Below are 18955 nucleotides of genomic sequence, written 5' to 3' on the forward strand. Positions count from 1 at the left end.
TTTCGAAGAGTATAAATCTTCCTAGGATAAAGCAAAACGCATAGTATCAAGGGTTTTCAACACTTGATACTATGCGTTTTCTGATGTTAAAGACTTTCTACCAGGTTTTTTAAAGCATAATTGTTAGTTGTAGTCATTTATTATTCTTCAAAGAAAAATGGTGGGGCGAATTTTTTCAGTTCTTCAAAGCACTTTTGAGCAGCATCTGTATCTTCACAGATGATAAGGCAAACATCATCACCACAAAGGGTTGCGATAATATATTGGAAATCAAGAGCATCAATAATTGTAGCGAACGATTGTGCTAGACCAGGAAGAGTTTTGAGTAGGACTTGGTGCTGAATAGGTCGCAACATGATGAGGGCATCTTCCATATAGTTTTCCAAACGTTTTTCCCATTTTGAGATGGAACCATTATTAAGAACATAATAAGCGTTATCTTCTTCGCGGACTTTTGATAGGTTCATATTTTTGATGTCGCGTGAGAGGGTTGCCTGGGTCACTTGAATGTCGTTCTCAGCAAGAAGGGACTGCAATTCAGCCTGTGTATGAATCTTGTTTTTTGCGACAAGAGCGCGTATAAGTTGGTGTCGGTGTTCTGATTTATTCATAATAATTTAACTCCTTTTTTAGTAAGGTATTGTAAGTGTGGACTGAGTGAGGTCGACAGTCAAGTGGTAGTCGGTATTGTCACGGATTGTGATTTCAAAGTCAGTAGTATAGAGGACTAAACGAAGAGTATCTCCTTCTTTTAGCTTATAAATAGTTGGTTGCAGTTCAAATTGCACATCCATCCATTCATCTGCAGTAATATCCTCTACTAACAGTAGATCAGTTCTATTTTGTAAATTAAGGTAGCCTTTTGTCACGACTCGTTGTGCATCTGGCCTAAATGGTAATTCACAGAGATTTTCCAACATGTGGTAGCGTCCATTATCAATGGTTTTAGCACTTAAAATAGCTGGATAAGGTTGTAGGTATTTCTTTTGACCAAGTTCCAGTAGTTGAGCAGATAAGAACCCCTTGTTTGTGCTGGATTTGATACGAAGATTAAGCTGAGCGCGACCGTTCAGGTGGAGATCTTTAGTCACAGGCAGGTCAATAGTAATCTGATTGGCTTTCCCTTGATAGAGTTCCGTATTGAAGGTCTGGTAGGTCTTACCATAACGCTCAAAATCCTTATCTGGGTACTGGTTTTGAATAGCTTGCTCTTCTTGCCCAAGTGAGAAGGTTTCAAAGTTTTCTTGCCCACCGAAGTTATCAAGTGATAGCCAAGTCTGTGGAGCTGTATTGTCCTGCCAGATAAGAGTAGGAAGTTGGAAATCTGTATCTTGTCCCAGTAATTTTTTAGTCAATAAGGCATTCATGGCTTCACGGAAATCAATGGACTGCCAGTTATTCATATAAACATGGGCACCATTATGGAAAAAGAGGTGCTTGTTTATATGATTAGGAAGGGCATGGAACATCTGGTAAACATGAAGTGGTTTGACATTCCAATCCTGTGAACCGTGGGTAAAGACAACCTCTGCTTTTACATTATGGGCATTGAGCAGATAGTTGCGATCATGCCAAAACTGGTTATAGTCGCCGGTCTTGCGATCTAGTTGTTCCTTTACTTTTTCTAAGTCAGCTTGGTGAGCTTCATTGCCACGGATATAGTCGCCAGCCAAGAGATTACGAGAATAGGTTAACTCAGCAAGGGAGTCAAAGTCCTCACCGGGATAACCGCCTGGACTAGTTACCAGACCGTTTTCACGGTAGTAGTTGTACCATGAAGAAATGCCAGCCTCAGCAATGATTACTTCTAAACCATCGACGCCTGTAGTCGCAAGCCCATTGGACATAGTTCCAAGATAGGAAAGTCCAGTTGTGGCAACTTTTCCGTTTGACCAGTCAGCTTTGACTTGACGTTGGCGCGTGTGGTCAGTAAAGGCACGGCAACGGCCATTAAGCCAATCGATGACATTTTTATAAGCCTCGATTTGCTGGTAGTCTCCATTAGTCATGAAACCAGTAGAGTCTTTGGTACCAATACCTGACACATAGAGATTGGCAAAACCTCGTGGAAGGAAATAGTCATTAAGAGTATAGCTAGAGTTGATGTGGCTTAGCTTTTCCTCAGCTTCCGACACAAGCTCAGCTTGGCCTTGGGGTTGGACGAGATTGAGTTGAGGTTCCTCTAGTTCAATCTTATGAGCAGGCTTTACCTCAAGCTCGCCCTCCATCTTGTAGAGAGCCTTATCGCTTGCCTTGTCATTTGTTCCCTGATGATAAGGGCTGGCTGTCATGATGGCAGGGATTTTTCCATCAAAACGAGGACGAATAATGCTGACCTTGACTAAGTCTGGAAGACCTTTTTGGTCAGTATCGACACGAGACTCAACGTAAACGACTTCACGAATGACATCATGGCTGGAAAAAGTTGCTAAACTTTTGCCGTTAAAGTAGTGATAGTCATTATCCTCAGAGATAAGACCGTCGCTTACCAGTTGATGAATCAGGGTATTCCCTTTTTTGGTGCGAGTATTGAGTAACTGATAGAGATTTTCAATCAAGTCATCGTATACAATAGGAAATCCAGTCTCTTTACGAAAAGCTTCACTGTCTTCGAAGTCAACCAAATAAGAAAAGCCTAAAAGTTGAAAAGTAACAGTATAAAAAATATCTGCTGTCAAGTCTTTATCAGATTTGAAAAAAGTTAATATGTTAGTTTCTTTGTCTATAGCCAAGCAGGAGAGTGGATAGTCGGTGTTCTCATAAGTGAAAAAGAAGCGACGTAAAAAAGTTTCCAGTAATTCCTTGGGATTGGCTGTGTTTTGTAAATCAAAGCCACATTTTTTTAGTTCAGATAAGATATTTTCTTTTGGAAAAGTGATATAACTATATTGATTAAAACGCATAGAACCTCCATATAGAATGATAGTTAAGGTTATTATATCAAAAAAAAAGCAGAAAGGGAATTGTTAACTGCAAAAGGAAATAATCCAATAAAAATGAATAAAGTGCTAAATTCAATATAGAGAACAGTGTAATAATAGACGTAATGGGTATAATATAAAAATTCTAGGAGATTTATATTGTATGTTTTCTATTTTATATATAATATAGTATAAATATAAAAAATAATGACAAAAACACAAATGAATAAAAAGTAAATTAGTACGCTGATGAAATGTTTCTCAAGAGAAGCCTTTTATAGGTGAAAATGGTATAATATAGTGAGAAGGATAGAGGAGAAGTGTAAATTGATCGCACAACTAGATACAAAAACAGTCTATAGTTTTATGGAGAGTGTCATTTCAATCACCAAGTATGTGAGAGCAGCTAAAGAATTCGGCTACACTCATCTGGCTATAATGGATATTGATAATCTTTATGGTGCTTTTGACTTTCTAGAGGTTACAAAAAAATATGGCATTCATCCTTTATTAGGGCTTGAAATGACTGTATTTGTGGATGCTCAGGAAGTGAATCTGCGCTTTTTAGCTCTATCTAGTGTGGGCTATCAGCAGTTGATGAAGCTTTCAACAGCCAAGATGCAGGGGGAGAAAACTTGGTCAGTCCTGTCTCAGTACCTAGAGGATATCGCGGTAATTGTGCCTTATTTTGAAGAGCTTGAATCACTAAATCTAGGCTGTGATTACTATATAGGGGTTTATCCGGAAACACTGGTAAGCGAATTTTATCGTCCTATCTTACCCCTCTATCGGGTCAATGTCTTTGAAAGTAGGGATAGAGAAGTTCTGCAAGTCTTAACAGCAATTAAAGAAAACCTACCGCTCAGAGAAGTTCCCTTGCGTTCACGACAAGATGTCTTTATATCAGCAAATTCTTTAGAGAAATTATTCCTAGAACGATTTCCGCAAGCCTTGGAAAACTTAGAAAAGCTTATTTCAGGTATTTCTTACGATTTGGATACTAGTTTGAAACTGCCTCGTTTTAACCCAGCTAGACCAGCAGTAGAAGAGTTGAGAGAACGTGCTGAGCTTGGGCTTGCCCAGAAGGGATTGTCTAGTAAAGAATATCAAGATCGACTAGACCAAGAATTGGCTGTTATTCATGATATGGGTTTTGATGATTATTTCTTGGTTGTCTGGGATTTGCTGCGTTTTGGACGCTTGAATGGTTATTATATGGGCATGGGACGGGGTTCCGCAGTTGGTAGCTTGGTTTCCTATGCCTTGGACATTACAGGAATTGACCCAGTAGAGAAAAATCTGATTTTTGAACGTTTCCTCAATCGTGAACGCTATACCATGCCTGATATTGATATTGATATTCCTGATATTTATCGTCCAGATTTTATCAGGTATGTTGGCAATAAATACGGTAGTAAACATGCGGCGCAAATCGTTACTTTTTCTACCTTTGGCGCCAAGCAGGCCTTGCGAGATGTTTTGAAACGCTATGGTGTGCCAGAGTATGAATTATCTGCAATTACTAAGAAAATCAGTTTCCGGGACAATCTTAAGTCGGCTTATGAGGGTAACCTCCAGTTTCGTCAGCAAATCAATAGTAAGTTAGAATACCAAAAAGCCTTTGAAATTGCTTGCAAGATTGAGGGCTATCCAAGACAAACTTCTGTCCATGCGGCTGGTGTTGTGATTAGCGACCAAGATTTGACCAACTACATCCCTCTAAAGCATGGTGACGAAATTCCATTGACTCAGTATGATGCTCATGGAGTTGAAGCTAGTGGGCTTTTGAAGATGGATTTTCTGGGACTACGAAATTTGACCTTTGTCCAGAAAATGCAAGAGTTGCTTGCTGAAACAGAAGATATTCACCTTAAAATTGAAGAAATAGATTTGGAAGACAAAGAAACGTTAGCTTTATTTGCTTCTGGCAATACAAAAGGTATCTTTCAATTTGAGCAACCAGGTGCCATTCGTCTGCTTAAGCGTGTGCAACCAGTCTGTTTTGAGGATGTCGTAGCAACTACTTCTCTAAATCGACCAGGCGCTAGTGACTATATCAATAATTTTGTGGCAAGAAAGCATGGGCAGGAAGAAGTGACTGTTCTGGATCCAGTACTGGAGGATATTTTGGCTCCAACTTACGGAATTATGCTCTATCAGGAGCAGGTTATGCAGGTTGCTCAGCGTTTTGCTGGATTTAGTCTTGGGAAAGCCGATATTTTGCGCCGAGCTATGGGGAAAAAGGATGCCTCTGCCATGCATGAGATGAGGGCTTCTTTTATTCAAGGTTCATTAGAAGCTGGACATACTGCGGAAAAGGCAGAGCAGGTCTTTGATGTCATGGAGAAGTTTGCAGGTTATGGTTTTAACAGGTCACATGCCTATGCATACTCAGCCTTGGCCTTTCAGTTGGCTTATTTCAAAACGCATTATCCAGCCATTTTTTATCAGGTCATGTTGAATTCTGCCAACAGTGATTACTTAACAGATGCCTTAGAAGCAGGCTTTGAAGTGGCGCCTCTGTCCATCAACACCATTCCCTATCACGATAAAATTGCCAACAAGTCCATCTATCTAGGATTGAAATCGATTAAGGGAGTCAGCAAGGATTTGGCGCTTTGGATTATTGAAAATAGACCTTATTCTAGCATTGAAGATTTTGTAGCTAAATTACCTGAGAATTATCTGAAACTTCCTCTGCTAGAACCTTTGGTAAAAGTTGGTCTTTTTGATTCATTTGAAAGAAATCGTCAAAAAGTATTCAATAATTTAGTTAATCTATTTGAATTTGTAAAAGAGTTAGGAAGTTTGTTTGGAGATACTATTTATAGTTGGCAGGAATCGGAAGATTGGACGGAACAAGAAAAATTCTATATGGAACAAGAGCTTTTAGGGATAGGTGTCAGCAAACATCCCCTACAAGCTATTGCAAATAAGGCTATTTACCCGATTACTCCAATTGGGAATTTGTCAGAAAATAGCTACGCTATTATTTTGGTTGAAGTTCAGAAAATAAAAGTAATTCGTACCAAAAAGGGCGAAAACATGGCTTTCTTACAGGTAGATGACAGTAAGAAAAAATTGGATGTCACTCTCTTTTCAGACTTATATCGTCAGGTTGGGCAGGAAATAAAAGAGGGAGCCTTCTACTATATAAAAGGAAAAATCCAGTCACGTGATGGCCGTCTGCAAATGATTGCACAAGAAATAAGAGAAGCAGTTGCTGAACGCTTTTGGATACAGGTAAAAAATTATGATTCGGATCAAGAAATTTCACGTATTTTAGACCAGTATAAGGGCCCAATCCCAGTCATTATCAGGTATGAAGAAGAACAGAAAACAATCGTTTCCCCTCATCATTTTGTAGCTAAATCCAATGAATTAGAGGAGAAATTGAATGAAATCGCTATGAAAACGATTTATCGCTAAAAATACGGAAAATAGAAGAATTTTAAAATCAAATGTGGTATAATCAAGAAGAATGTTAAAAGAAAAAGGAGCATAAACCAATATGAAACGTATTGCTGTTTTAACTAGTGGTGGAGACGCCCCTGGTATGAACGCTGCTATCCGTGCAGTTGTTCGTCAAGCAATTTCAGAAGGAATGGAAGTGTTTGGTATCTATGACGGATATGCTGGTATGGTTGCCGGTGAAATTCATCCCTTAAATGCGGCTTCAGTAGGAAACATCATTTCTCGTGGTGGTACTTTCCTTCACTCAGCTCGTTACCCAGAGTTCGCTCAACTTGAAGGGCAACTAAAAGGGATTGAGCAATTAAAAAAACACGGCATTGAAGGTGTAGTTGTTATCGGTGGAGACGGATCTTACCACGGTGCTATGCGTTTGACTGAGCATGGTTTCCCAGCTATCGGTCTTCCAGGTACAATTGATAACGATATCGTTGGTACTGACTTCACAATCGGTTTTGACACAGCGGTTACGACTGCTATGGACGCTATCGATAAGATTCGTGATACATCATTAAGTCACCGTCGTACTTTTGTCATCGAAGTTATGGGGCGTAACGCTGGTGATATCGCTCTTTGGGCTGGTATCGCAACTGGTGCTGATGAAATTATCATCCCTGAAGAAGACTTCAAAATTGAAGATATCGTAGCAAGCATCAGAGCTGGCTATGAATGTGGTAAAAGACACAATATCATCGTTTTGGCAGAGGGTGTTATGTCAGCAGATGAATTTGCTCAAAAACTAAAAGAAGCTGGAGATACGACCGATCTTCGTGTGACAGAACTTGGACATATTCAACGTGGTGGTTCTCCAACTGCGCGTGACCGTGTATTGGCGTCACGTATGGGTGCCCATGCCGTTAAACTTCTTAAAAAAGGTATCGGTGGTGTTGCGGTAGGTATTCGTAACGAAAAAATGGTTGAAAATCCAATTCTTGGTACTGCAGAAGAAGGAGCATTGTTTAGTTTGGCAGCAGACGGTAAGATTATTGTAAATAATCCACACAAAGCTGATCTTGACCTGTCACAATTGAACAATTGCTTGTCATAATTCATAATTTAGTTAATAAGACCAAAAGGTCATATATATAAAGGAGTCACAAAAAATCATGAACAAACGTGTAAAAATCGTTGCAACTTTGGGTCCTGCGGTAGAAATCCGTGGTGGTAAAAAATTCGGTGATGACGGATACTGGGGTGAAAAACTTGATGTTGAAGCTTCAGCTAAAAACATTGCTAAATTGATTGAAGCTGGTGCTAACACATTCCGTTTCAACTTCTCACACGGTGACCACCAAGAACAAGGTGAGCGTATGGCAACTGTTAAACTTGCTGAAAAACTTGCAGGTAAAAAAGTTGGTTTCCTTCTTGATACAAAAGGACCAGAAATCCGTACAGAATTGTTCGAAGGTGAAGCTAAAGAATATTCATACAAAACTGGTGAAAAAATCCGTGTTGCAACTAAACAAGGAATCAAATCAACTCGTGAAGTGATTGCATTGAACGTTGCTGGTGCTCTTGATATTTATGATGATGTTGAAGTTGGTCGTCAAGTTTTGGTTGACGATGGTAAACTTGGTCTTCGTGTTGTTGCTAAAGATGACGCAACTCGTGAGTTTGAAGTTGAAGTTGAAAATGATGGCGTAATTGCTAAACAAAAAGGTGTGAACATCCCTAACACTAAAATTCCTTTCCCAGCTCTTGCTGAACGCGATAACGACGATATCCGTTTCGGTCTTGAACAAGGTATCAACTTCATCGCGATTTCATTCGTACGTACTGCAAAAGATGTGAACGAAGTTCGTGCAATCTGTGAAGAAACTGGAAACGGACATGTTCAATTGTTCGCTAAAATCGAAAACCAACAAGGTATCGATAACTTGGATGAAATCATCGAAGCAGCTGATGGTATCATGATCGCTCGTGGTGACATGGGTATCGAAGTACCATTCGAAATGGTTCCAGTTTACCAAAAAATGATTATCAAGAAAGTCAATGCTGCAGGTAAAGTTGTTATCACTGCAACAAACATGCTTGAAACAATGACTGAAAAACCACGTGCAACTCGTTCAGAAGTATCAGACGTATTTAATGCTGTTATCGACGGTACTGACGCTACAATGCTATCAGGCGAGTCTGCAAACGGTAAATACCCACTCGAGTCAGTAACTACAATGGCTACAATCGACAAGAATGCTCAAACTCTTCTTAATGAATACGGACGTTTGGATTCAGATTCATTCGAACGTAACTCTAAGACAGAAGTAATGGCTTCAGCTGTTAAAGATGCGACTAACTCAATGGACATTAAATTGGTTGTAACTCTTACTAAGACAGGTCACACTGCACGTTTGATTTCTAAATACCGTCCAAATGCTGACATCTTAGCATTGACATTTGACGAATTGACAGAACGTGGTTTGATGTTGAACTGGGGTGTTATCCCAATGTTAACAGATGCTCCATCTTCAACTGACGATATGTTCGAAATTGCTGAACGTAAAGCAGTTGAAGCAGGTCTTGTAGAATCTGGTGACGATATTGTTATCGTTGCTGGTGTACCAGTAGGAGAAGCTGTTCGCACAAACACAATGCGTATCCGCACAGTACGTTAAGAAAAATATAAAAACCTATCATATCCAGCTTTAGAGCTTGTGTGATAGGCTTTTTTTGTATAGAGGGTAAGAAAGAGGCAAAACTTTCATAATGGATTGATACTCTTCGAAAATCTCTTCAAACCACGTCAGCGTCGCCTTACCGTATATATGGTTACTGACTTCGTCAGTTCTATCTGCAACCTCAAAACAGTGTTTTGAGCTGACTTCGTCAGTTCTATCTACAACCTCAAAGCAGTGCTTTGAGCAACCTGCGGCTAGCTTCCTAGTTTGCTCTTTGATTTTCATTGAGTATGAAATAAGATATGCACAAAGTGCTTAGGAAATTCAAATGAATTTCTACAAATATTTTAGCAATCGGAATCTACTTGTCTAGATTCGATCTGATATATTTTCGATTTAATGATATGGTATTTAAAACCTCCAAAGCAGCTTGCTCCATTATTTTACTTACGTGAGTGTAGATGTTATTTATTGTTTTAGCGTCTTTGTGTTCCACTCTAACCATTATAGCATTCTTCTCAGCTAGTGTACTAAGGAGTGTGTGCCTGAAAATATGGGAACTAAGGGGCTGATTTATCGGTTTCGCTAGTTTAGTATTTGCCTTTTGCAAAGTGATCTTAAATCCCTTTCTCTAAATTGACATATCACTAGTGTTTAACAAAATCTAATCTGCTTTAGGTCACTTATTCTTTTTTTGAAATGTAGAATGAACTTTTTCAAAGTTTTTCGAATCCTTTAAAATCTGTTTGTTTTATATCGCCATTCTCCCCCTTTTTTAATTCTCCCTATACAGCCTGGCAATTTTTCCGATGGTACGAATATGGTTGCTTTCGTTTAGGTGGATGTCGGGATTGAGTTTTTTTGAGGTAGCCTTGGCGGAGTTTCTTGACATAGTTAGCGCCGTCTACTTGGAAGATGCCGATGGTATTATAGTCAATCTGTGGGGGATTCTTGATAAATAGGTAGTCGCCGTTTCTTATCTTTGGCTCCATGGCCCTGCTGACGACATAAGCGATTGCGTCTTAGTCGTCTGGGATTTCATCCTCATAGAATGGGAATTCCATATCTAAATCGTCGTCCTGCATCAAGCGGCTACCTGCAGAGATAAACTACCTAAAACGAGAGTAAGTAGTCTGTCTGTAGTCGTCCAGTCTGATGATTTTTACGATACTTCGTTTATCTTCGTTTTTCTGCTCATACAGTTGCCTCTCGGCATAGGTCAGGATTTTACCTTGTCTGGATGGTGTCCGTTGGTCGTAGATAGATTGGATATCGCTAGGAGAATCCTTTTGAACTGGAGGAAAGAGGCATCAATCAAGCTACTGAATACTTTAGCTAAGTCAAATATAGTATTTTTCTTAGTAGTCCTAACCCTTTTTTCATAATTTCCAATGGTGTTTTTACTTATACCTATCTTAGTACCCAATTTTTATTGAGTCCAACCATTTACTAGTCTATATTGTTTTATTTTTAGACTGTAACAATCGCAATCTCTTCTTTATCCACAAATGAAATCGCTTTCTATTTTTATAAGTAAAGCATAACACGAAATCCACGAAAATGAAAACTTTGTTGTGTTTTCATAAAAAATTTGTTGACAGAGCACGAAACGCCTACTATAATTAAATCAAGTTTAAGGAAATAACAAAAAAACAAATCAGAGAGAAAGACGATGAACACATTAAATGAGAAAGTAATCAATATCTGTAAAGCAGTAGTTAAAGAAACTTTAATCCAAGACATTTAGGAGAAAAAGATGAAGAAATCAAGAAAATTAGCTACACTAGGAATCTGTTCTGCCTTGTTTTTAGGCTTGGCTGCTTGTCAACAACAAAATACTACTTCTGATGGGACGAGTCAAAGGCAAAGTAGTTCAACGAAAGTTCCATGGAAAGCTTCATACACCAACCTAAACAATCAGGTAAGTACAGAAGAGGTCAAATCTCTCTTATCAGCTCACTTGGATCCAAATAGTGTTGATGCCTTTTTTAATCTCGTTAATGATTACAATACCATTGTCGGGTCAACTGGCTTATCAGGAGATTTCACTTCCTTTACTCATACAGAATACGATGTTGAAAAAATTAGCAACCTTTGGAATCAAAAGAAGGGCGATTTTGTTGGAACCAACTGCCGTATCAATAGTTATTGTCTTTTGAAAAATTCGGTCACCATTCCAAAACTTGATAAGAATGATCAAATGCTTTTCCTAGATAACGATGCGATTGATAAGGGAAAGGTCTTTGATTCACAAGATAAGGAAGAGTTTGATATTCTATTTTCGAGAGTTCCAACTGAAGCAACTACAGATGTCAATGTTCACGCTGAAAAGATGGAAACATTCTTCTCCCAGTTTCAATTTAACGACAAAGCTCGAATGCTGTCTGTAGTCTTGCACGACAATCTGGATGGTGAGTATCTGTTTGTAGGCCACGTTGGCGTCTTAGTGCCTGCTGATGATGGCTTCTTATTTGTAGAGAAATTGACTTTCGAAGAGCCCTACCAAGCGATTAAATTTGCCAGCAAGGAAGATTGTTACAAGTATTTAGGCACCAAGTATGCGGATTATACAGGCGAGGGACTGGCTCAGCCTTTTATCATGGATAATGATAAGTGGGTTAAACTTTAATGGTGGTATGATATGACAATAATCTTAGGATTTTTATTTCTATTTTTGATGACTTGGTGGGTTATTTCAATCGTTAATAGCCAGAAACCAAGAAAAAATGAAAAATTTAGTGGCTATATCCAAAGATACGATATTGATGGGAATGGCTATCAATCAGAAGTATGGGAAGTGACTGAGGAGGAAGATTTATAATTAAAGAACAGACTCGTCCTTACAGTATTGCACCTATTTCCAAACAGTCCATTTGTAGTTTTATCTGGATTGGTTTATAATTTAACTTAGAGAAAATAGGAGGATCAATCAGATGGAATTAAAAGATTTTACAGAAAAAGAACAGGAAATGATAAAGAATGGGCTGACTACGTCTAAGATTAGTGACAAGGAAACTGCTGAGAAGATTCTTGCTCTAGTACCACAAGACTTGATTAAGCGAATCCCATTTTTCGTCAGAAAACATGCTACAACACGCACGATTAAACGCATTTCAATCGAACACCCTGAGCTTTACGCTGCAGCTCAAACAAGTGGTGAGATTCCAGAAAAAGAACGCGAAGACTTGCGTCAGATTATCACGACTATCTTTGAACAAAAGATGAATAAGCATAGTATTAAGTAGAGAATGAAAATGTATTTGATTTGTGAATTGTTCACTAGTTATAAATTATATTAAGAATCGCAATTTATATTCTACTATACAATACTCAACAAAAAACGAACAGGCTCTTTTTCTGTTATTCAGAAGAGAACTTGTTCGTTTTTATCTTGATTTTCTTAAAAAGCTCGATAAACATAGGGATTTTCTGGTTTATCGACTTTGGTAAAGCTTTCGATTTCCAAGGTTGGGAGGTTTTGTTTGAGTTCTTTATGATAGTGATTGACCAGTTTTCCTTTGGCTGTTATCCAGGTATTGTTTTCGTACTGACGGGTATTTCCCTTGGTCAACAAACCATAGACACCAGAATCTGCGATACAGTGAATAATGCCGAAGCGGAACAGAAATTGGCTATTGGCATGACTGGGGTCATTATAGACAAAGCCTGTAAACTGGACCGTCTTGCCCTCAAACTCATCTGGATAGTCATAGATAGCTTCCATGACCTCCATATAGTTTTCATTAGTGATCTGAATACTATCTTGGGATAAGTATTTATCCGCCGCCGTTCGCATTTCCTTTTCATAGGCTGATTTTGAAAAATAAGAACTGGTATCTGGTTTCAAATATTGGCTTGTTGTCCCTTCGCTTGTCTGAATGGCCAGATCCGTTCCTTCCGATAGGGGGAAATGATAGCCTTTGGCAGAAACGGTCTGAGAATCCAAGCTAACAGTTGGGAAAGTTAAGCCGATGACAAGTGGAATAGCCAGAAGAGAAATACTCGTCATCTTGGCCAATCGGCTGTTCAGATGACTGTGGGTTTTGACTTGCTTCATCCAGATATACAGTTGAACAATTGCCAAAATAAAGGAAAGCACCATGGAGATATAGGCCAGATAGGAATAGTGCATGTTGATGTACTGGTTTAATTTGCCCGACAGATGGAGGTAAATAGTCAGTTCAAAATAGCCAGCTAAAACTAAAAATCGAATCATAGGATGACTCCAATCAAGAGAGAATAGACTAAGACGACAAGAGTCACAATAGTGATAAAGTGACTGATAAATCGTACTTTCAAGTAATTTTTCATCATGAGAATATTTTTGATATCCAGCATTGGACCAATGACGAGAAAGGCCAGAACTGGTGCCAAACCGAAACTCGAGAGAAGAGAAGCACCGATAAAGGCATCCGCCTCACTACAGAGCGAAAGAAGAAAGGCCAAAAGCATCAGGAGCAGAATGGCAAAAAGAGGGGTCGCACTGATAGAGGTCAGAATCCGAGTTGGAACGTAGACCTGTATAACAGAGGCAAAGAGACAGCCAAATACCAAATAACGCCCCGTATCAAAAAATTCATCAATGGCTTGCACAAAGACCTGAAAAACTTTTTTTGCAGGGGTCAAGTGAGAAAAATCATGTTCATGACAGGCCAACCGATTTTCTTTTTGAATCGGTTCTTGCCAGAAAAATCCTAGAACAATCCCAAGTATCACAGCCACAAGAATGGAACCCAGAGCTCGTAATAGGGCGATATGGAAGGAGTTGCCAAAGGCAGAATAGGTCGCAAAGAGAACAATGGGATTGATAACAGGTGCTGTCACAAGAAAGGGAACGGCCGTGTAACTGGGAACCTTCTTTTCCAGAAAACGATTGATAATGGGGACGATTCCACATTCGCAAGAAGGGAAAAGTATCCCAACGAAGGTCCCAAAAAAGATTCTCCCCCAACGATTTCGAGGGAGAAAATGATAAACCTTGTCAGGTGTGATATAGACCTCAATCAGCCCTGAGACAATACTTCCTATCAGAACGAAGGGTAGGGCTTCAATGATTATAGAGAGAAAAATAGCCCCAGTCTGAAGTACACTAGATGGGAGTTGTTGGAAAGCAGTCATCTAGTTTTTCTTTTCTGCTTTGGCTTTTTTCTCTTTGTCATCAGGGAAAGTGACCTGCTTCAAATCTGGGAGTTTAGCAAACTCTTCAAACATCTTGTCCAAGTCGTCTCGTTTTGTAAATTTTACAGCCATAGGTGTACCTCAATTCTAAATTCTACCTCTATTATACTATTATTTTGAGGAAAAGGGAGTTTTTTAATTTGTTTTCGATAGTTGATACTCTTCGAAAATCTCTTCAAACCACGTCAGTTTCGCCTTGCCGTATATATGTGACTGACTTCGTCAGTCTTATCTACAACCTCAAAACGGTGTTTTGAGCAACCTGTGGCTGGCTTCCTAGTTTGCTTTTTGATTTTTATTGAGTATAAAAAGGATTGGAGAAAGCCTTTCAGCTTGTGGTATAATAGATTTATGGATAAAAAATATGAAAAAATCTCTCAGGATTTGGGAGTGACGTTAAAGCAAATTGATACTGTTCTAAGTTTGACAGCTGAAGGGGCGACTATTCCCTTTATCGCGCGTTATCGCAAGGACATGACTGGTAGTTTGGATGAGGTGGCGATTAAGGCCATTATCGATTTGGATAAAAGTCTGACCAATCTCAATGACCGCAAGGAAGCTGTCTTGGCGAAGATTCAAGAACAAGGTAAGTTGACCAAGGAATTGGAAGAAGCTATCTTAGCTGCCGAAAAATTAGCGGACGTTGAAGAACTCTATCTTCCATACAAGGAAAAGCGTCGGACCAAGGCAACCATTGCCCGTGAAGCCGGACTCTTCCCACTTGCTCGCTTGATTTTGCAGAATGTAGCCGACTTAGAAAAAGAGGCTGAAAAGTTTGTCTGTGAAGGATTTGCGACTGGTAAGGAAACCTTGGCTGGTGCAGTTGATATCTTGGTCGAAGCCTTATCGGAAGATGTGGCCTTGCGTTCCATGACTTATCAGGAAGTTCTGAGACACTCTAAACTCACTTCCCAAGTCAAGGATGAAAGTCTTGATGAAAAGCAGGTTTTTCAGATTTATTATGATTTTTCAGAGACGGTTGGAAATATGCAAGGTTATCGTACCTTGGCCCTCAATCGTGGGGAGAAGCTAGGTGTCTTGAAGGTTGGTTTTGAACATGCGACGGACCGCATTCTAGCTTTCTTTGCAGCTCGTTTCAAGGTGAAAAACGCCTATATAGATGAAGTTGTTCAACAGTCAGTTAAGAAAAAAGTTTTGCCTGCTATCGAGCGACGTATTCGGACAGAATTGACTGAGAAAGCGGAAGAAGGGGCTATCCAACTCTTTTCTGACAATCTGCGCAATCTGCTCTTAGTTGCTCCGCTGAAAGGGCGCGTGGTTCTTGGGTTTGACCCAGCCTTTCGTACAGGTGCCAAGCTAGCTGTCGTGGATGCAACAGGGAAAATGCTGACAACACAGGTCATTTACCCTGTCAAACCAGCATCAGCTCGTCAAATTGAAGAAGCCAAGAAAGATTTGGCAGACTTGATTGGTCAGTATGGCGTGGAAATTATTGCTATCGGAAATGGGACGGCCAGTCGTGAAAGTGAAGCCTTTGTGGCGGAAGTTCTGAAAGATTTTCCTGAGGTTAGTTATGTCATTGTAAATGAAAGTGGTGCTTCGGTCTATTCTGCCAGCGAACTTGCTCGTCAGGAGTTTCCAGATTTGACCGTTGAAAAACGCTCTGCTATTTCTATCGCCCGTCGTTTGCAAGATCCTCTTGCCGAATTGGTCAAAATCGATCCTAAGTCAATCGGTGTCGGTCAATATCAACACGATGTCAGTCAGAAGAAACTGTCTGAAAGTCTGGATTTTGTCGTGGATACAGTGGTAAACCAAGTCGGTGTCAATGTCAATACAGCTAGTCCAGCTCTTCTTTCCCACGTTGCTGGACTCAACAAAACTATCTCTGAAAATATTGTCAAATACCGTGAGGAAGAAGGAAAAATCACTTCACGCGCTCAAATCAAGAAAGTTCCTCGTCTGGGGGCCAAGGCCTTTGAACAGGCAGCTGGTTTCCTTCGTATCCCTGAAAGTAGCAATATCCTTGATAATACAGGAGTTCACCCAGAAAATTACAGTGCTGTTAAGGAGCTCTTCAAACGCTTAGATATTAAAGACCTAAACGAAGAAGCCCAAGGCAAACTCAAGTCGCTTTCAGTCAAGGAAATGGCGCAAGAGCTAGACCTTGGACCAGAAACTCTTAAAGATATCATTGCTGACCTTCTAAAACCAGGTCGTGATTTCCGTGATTCTTTTGATGCACCTGTTCTTCGTCAAGATGTCTTGGATATTAAAGACTTAAAAGTCGGCCAGAAGCTGGAAGGTGTGGTGCGTAATGTCGTTGACTTTGGTGCCTTCGTTGATATCGGGATTCACGAGGACGGCTTGATTCATATTTCCCATATGAGTCACAAATTTATCAAACACCCAAGCCAAGTGGTGTCAGTCGGAGATTTGGTGACTGTTTGGGTCAAGAAAATTGATACTGAACGTGAAAAAGTCAATCTGTCGCTCCTAGCTCCAGATGAATCTAACTGATTACGTCAAGCAAGTTTCGCTAGAAGACTTCGGCAGACCTTTTATCCATCAAGCTCAGTGGAATTCTCGTCTACGTTCGACAGGTGGGCGATTTTTCCCCAAAGATGGGCATTTGGATTTTAATCCCAAGGTTTATCAGGAGCTGGGTTTAGACGTTTTTAGGAAAATTGTTCGCCATGAACTCTGTCACTATCACCTCTATTTTCAAGGGAAGGGCTATCAACACAAGGATAGGGATTTTAAGGAACTGTTGAAAGAAGTTGATGGACTGCGCTATGTACCACCCTTGAAAACACAATCTCAAAGTGCCTACCTAGTCTATTAGTGCCAATCTTGCCAGCAAAGTTATCAGCGTAAGAGAAGGATTGATACTCAACGCTATCGCTGTGGACTTTGTCGAGGTAAATTGCTACTAATAAATCAGCCTGAGGACTGATGAAAGTCGAGCCTACCCGTGATATACTATGTCTAACCTAGCAGAAAGAGGAAATATTATGAATAGTAAATTTTATAAAATGAGACGAAATCGCATGATTTCAGGAGTTCTAGCAGGTCTGTCAGACAAGTGGAACTTTGATGTTACCCTTGTTCGTTTTCTGTTTGCCATTTTCACAGTCGCAAATTTTGGACTTGGCGTGATTATCTATATCATCCTAGCTTCTATCATGCCTACCAAGGAAGAAATCGAAGCAGAAATGTACGGAACAGGCCCACGTAAACGAAAAGAAGCCCAAGCCATTGACGATAATGAAGGCTGGTTTTGGTGAGGTTCTACAGAAGATTTGAAATAAGCAAAAAGCTTTAAATCAATAGTCTAAACTGCTTGATTTAAAGCTTTTTTACTTTTAATAAGATTTTCCCAGCTTCTTCTACAAACTAAAAATATTATTTTAAACTCAGGTTTTCTAATCTGTTTTTTCTTGCTGAGACAATACGTTTTTTGAAAAATGGTGGATGCTGATAACAACTGATAGCCAGCAAATAGCATAAGCAGTAGCTGTAAATTCTGTACCGATAAAGTATGTTTTTTCAACTAAGAGCTGACCGATGAATGGAGAGAGGAGATAGAGAAGTCCGATGAGTATATGTTCTTTATGTTTCATTAAAGCGCACCTTCTTTCCTTATAGGTTGAACGACTTGCTAGTGTTAAATTTAATGGTATGTTATCTAGGCAAGCTTACTCAAATGTTAGTTTCCGCTTCCTCCTTTTCAAAGTAAGCCTTTTCATACTTATATTTTACAATTTTAAAAATAGGAAATCAAATTATTTTATAAGTAATTTTGCCTATATTTCCCCCAATCTTACAAAAATGTAAGATTAAAGTCTCTTTTGTAAGGTTAGGTTATGGCAAGCGGTCTTTTTTTGATGTAAACTAGACTCATAAAGAACAAAGGAGTAACATCATGAAACAAATCTTACAGAAGAAAACAAGAAAACCAAGCCATAAAGATATCGAGCGTGTTCAACTGGGATGCGCTATGATGCAAGCAACATTTCATTTGATGGGATATTAAGAAAGGAGATTCTCATGACACTTTTAGATGTAAAACACGTTCAAAAAATTTATAAAACTCGTTTTCAGGGCAACCAAGTAGAAGCCCTCAAGGATATTCACTTTACCGTCGAAAAGGGTGACTACGTTGCCATCATGGGTGAGTCTGGTTCTGGTAAATCCACTCTTCTCAATATCCTAGCTATGCTGGACAAACCAAGTCGTGGTCAGGTTTACCTGAATGGAACAGACACAGCAACTATTAAAAATTCACAGGCTTCTAGCTTCCGTCGTGAAAAGTTGGGCTTTGTCTTTCAAGACTTTAACTTGCTAGATACTCTGTCTGTTAAGGACAATATCTTGCTTCCGCTTGTCTTGTCAAGAAGACCCATTACGGAGATGATGAAGAAATTGGTGGTGACAGCTGAGAATCTAGGCATCAACCAATTGCAAGAGAAGTATCCTTACGAGATTTCTGGTGGTCAGAAACAGCGTGTAGCAGTAGCACGTGCCATCATCACAGAACCTGAAATTCTCCTTGCGGATGAGCCAACAGGTGCCCTTGATTCCAAGTCCTCTGCAGCCTTACTTGATGTCTTTGATGAAATCAATGAGCGTGGCCAAACTATTCTCATGGTAACCCACTCAACAGCAGCAGCTAGCAGAGCTAAACGTGTACTCTTTATCAAAGACGGCATTCTTTATAATCAAATCTACCGTGGAGAGAAGACAGAGCGTCAGATGTTCCAAGAAATCTCTGATACCTTGACTGTCATGGCAAGCGAGGTGAATTAG

Annotated in this window: 16 protein-coding genes and 1 pseudogene; 10 read left to right on the plus strand and 7 right to left on the minus strand. The window is 39.6% G+C overall.

What is annotated here, in order from left to right; genetic code table 11:
• Positions 1-140: 140 nt before the first annotated feature.
• Positions 141-611, minus strand: a complete 471-nt coding sequence (locus tag HT721_RS04315; protein ID WP_001043011.1) for an arginine repressor — start codon at positions 609-611, stop codon at positions 141-143.
• An 18-nt stretch (positions 612-629) separates the two neighbouring features.
• Positions 630-2903 (minus strand): Xaa-Pro dipeptidyl-peptidase, encoded by a 2274-nt coding sequence (locus tag HT721_RS04320; protein WP_173212264.1) that lies wholly within the window; start codon positions 2901-2903, stop codon positions 630-632.
• Positions 2904-3248: 345 nt separating this feature from the next.
• On the opposite strand from HT721_RS04320, the gene HT721_RS04325 reads away from it, so the two are divergent.
• The 3 genes from HT721_RS04325 (at position 3249) to pyk (ending at position 9004) form a co-directional block, all read left to right on the plus strand.
• Positions 3249-6350: a DNA polymerase III subunit alpha gene (locus HT721_RS04325; protein WP_173212266.1), complete on the plus strand. Its 3102-nt coding sequence runs from the start codon at positions 3249-3251 to the stop codon at positions 6348-6350.
• 82 nt (positions 6351-6432) lie between these two features.
• Complete coding sequence (gene pfkA, locus HT721_RS04330) at positions 6433-7440, plus strand: 6-phosphofructokinase (RefSeq protein WP_173212268.1); 1008 nt, start codon at positions 6433-6435, stop codon at positions 7438-7440.
• Positions 7441-7498: 58 nt separating this feature from the next.
• A complete protein-coding gene (pyk, locus tag HT721_RS04335) occupies positions 7499-9004 on the plus strand; it encodes a pyruvate kinase (RefSeq protein WP_050224194.1) in 1506 nt (501 codons plus the stop codon).
• A 788-nt stretch (positions 9005-9792) separates the two neighbouring features.
• On the opposite strand, the gene HT721_RS04340 is transcribed toward pyk, so the two are convergent.
• Positions 9793-9999: a S24 family peptidase gene (locus HT721_RS04340; RefSeq protein WP_173212270.1), complete on the minus strand. Its 207-nt coding sequence runs from the start codon at positions 9997-9999 to the stop codon at positions 9793-9795.
• 764 nt (positions 10000-10763) lie between these two features.
• Here HT721_RS04340 and HT721_RS04345 point away from each other — a divergent pair.
• The 3 genes from HT721_RS04345 (at position 10764) to HT721_RS04355 (ending at position 12252) form a co-directional block, all read left to right on the plus strand.
• Positions 10764-11636 (plus strand): DUF4300 family protein, encoded by an 873-nt coding sequence (locus tag HT721_RS04345; RefSeq protein WP_173212272.1) that lies wholly within the window; start codon positions 10764-10766, stop codon positions 11634-11636.
• A gap of 12 nt (positions 11637-11648) precedes the next feature.
• Complete coding sequence (locus tag HT721_RS04350) at positions 11649-11828, plus strand: hypothetical protein (RefSeq protein WP_173212274.1); 180 nt, start codon at positions 11649-11651, stop codon at positions 11826-11828.
• A gap of 112 nt (positions 11829-11940) precedes the next feature.
• Positions 11941-12252, plus strand: coding sequence for a hypothetical protein (locus HT721_RS04355; RefSeq protein ID WP_173212277.1), 312 nt, complete (start codon positions 11941-11943; stop codon positions 12250-12252).
• Between the two features lie 155 nt (positions 12253-12407).
• Here the strand turns inward: HT721_RS04355 and HT721_RS04360 are convergent, their stop codons facing one another.
• Genes HT721_RS04360 through HT721_RS11260 form a run of 3 tightly spaced genes read right to left on the minus strand, consistent with a single transcriptional unit; the run spans position 12408 to position 14257 of the window.
• On the minus strand, positions 12408-13223 hold the full coding sequence (locus HT721_RS04360) for a TIGR03943 family protein (RefSeq protein WP_173212279.1): 816 nt from the start codon (positions 13221-13223) through the stop codon (positions 12408-12410).
• The gene (locus HT721_RS04365) at positions 13220-14125 is read right to left on the minus strand and encodes a permease (protein WP_023941381.1); all 906 of its coding nucleotides are present in this window, start codon (positions 14123-14125) and stop codon (positions 13220-13222) included. Before HT721_RS04365 ends, HT721_RS04360 begins: the two co-directional genes overlap by 4 nt.
• Positions 14126-14257, minus strand: a complete 132-nt coding sequence (locus HT721_RS11260; RefSeq protein WP_000268685.1) for an SPJ_0845 family protein — start codon at positions 14255-14257, stop codon at positions 14126-14128. It lies immediately after the preceding gene.
• Between the two features lie 279 nt (positions 14258-14536).
• Here HT721_RS11260 and HT721_RS04370 point away from each other — a divergent pair, with 279 nt between their 5' ends.
• The 3 genes and pseudogenes from HT721_RS04370 to HT721_RS04380 all read left to right on the plus strand — a co-directional run bounded on the left by HT721_RS04370 (position 14537) and on the right by HT721_RS04380 (position 17433).
• Entirely contained in the window at positions 14537-16666 is a 2130-nt protein-coding gene (locus HT721_RS04370; protein ID WP_173212281.1) for a Tex family protein, read from the plus strand.
• Positions 16653-17102 (plus strand): annotated as a pseudogene (locus HT721_RS04375) (SprT family protein). The gene HT721_RS04370 and the pseudogene HT721_RS04375 overlap by 14 nt, the downstream one beginning before the upstream one ends.
• 58 nt (positions 17103-17160) lie before the next feature.
• Positions 17161-17433 carry a PspC domain-containing protein gene (locus tag HT721_RS04380; RefSeq protein WP_001085044.1) on the plus strand — a complete coding sequence of 91 codons (273 nt, stop codon included), beginning with the start codon at positions 17161-17163 and terminating at the stop codon, positions 17431-17433.
• A 138-nt stretch (positions 17434-17571) separates the two neighbouring features.
• Here HT721_RS04380 and HT721_RS04385 read toward each other — a convergent pair whose 3' ends face one another.
• The gene (locus HT721_RS04385) at positions 17572-17769 is read right to left on the minus strand and encodes a hypothetical protein (RefSeq protein ID WP_050223462.1); all 198 of its coding nucleotides are present in this window, start codon (positions 17767-17769) and stop codon (positions 17572-17574) included.
• Between the two features lie 427 nt (positions 17770-18196).
• On the opposite strand from HT721_RS04385, the gene HT721_RS04390 reads away from it, so the two are divergent.
• Positions 18197-18955, plus strand: a complete 759-nt coding sequence (locus tag HT721_RS04390) for an ABC transporter ATP-binding protein (protein WP_000173358.1) — start codon at positions 18197-18199, stop codon at positions 18953-18955.

This window comes from Streptococcus sp. 4094, from assembly GCF_013277125.1.
In the GTDB taxonomy this organism is placed as follows: Bacteria; Bacillota; Bacilli; order Lactobacillales; family Streptococcaceae; genus Streptococcus.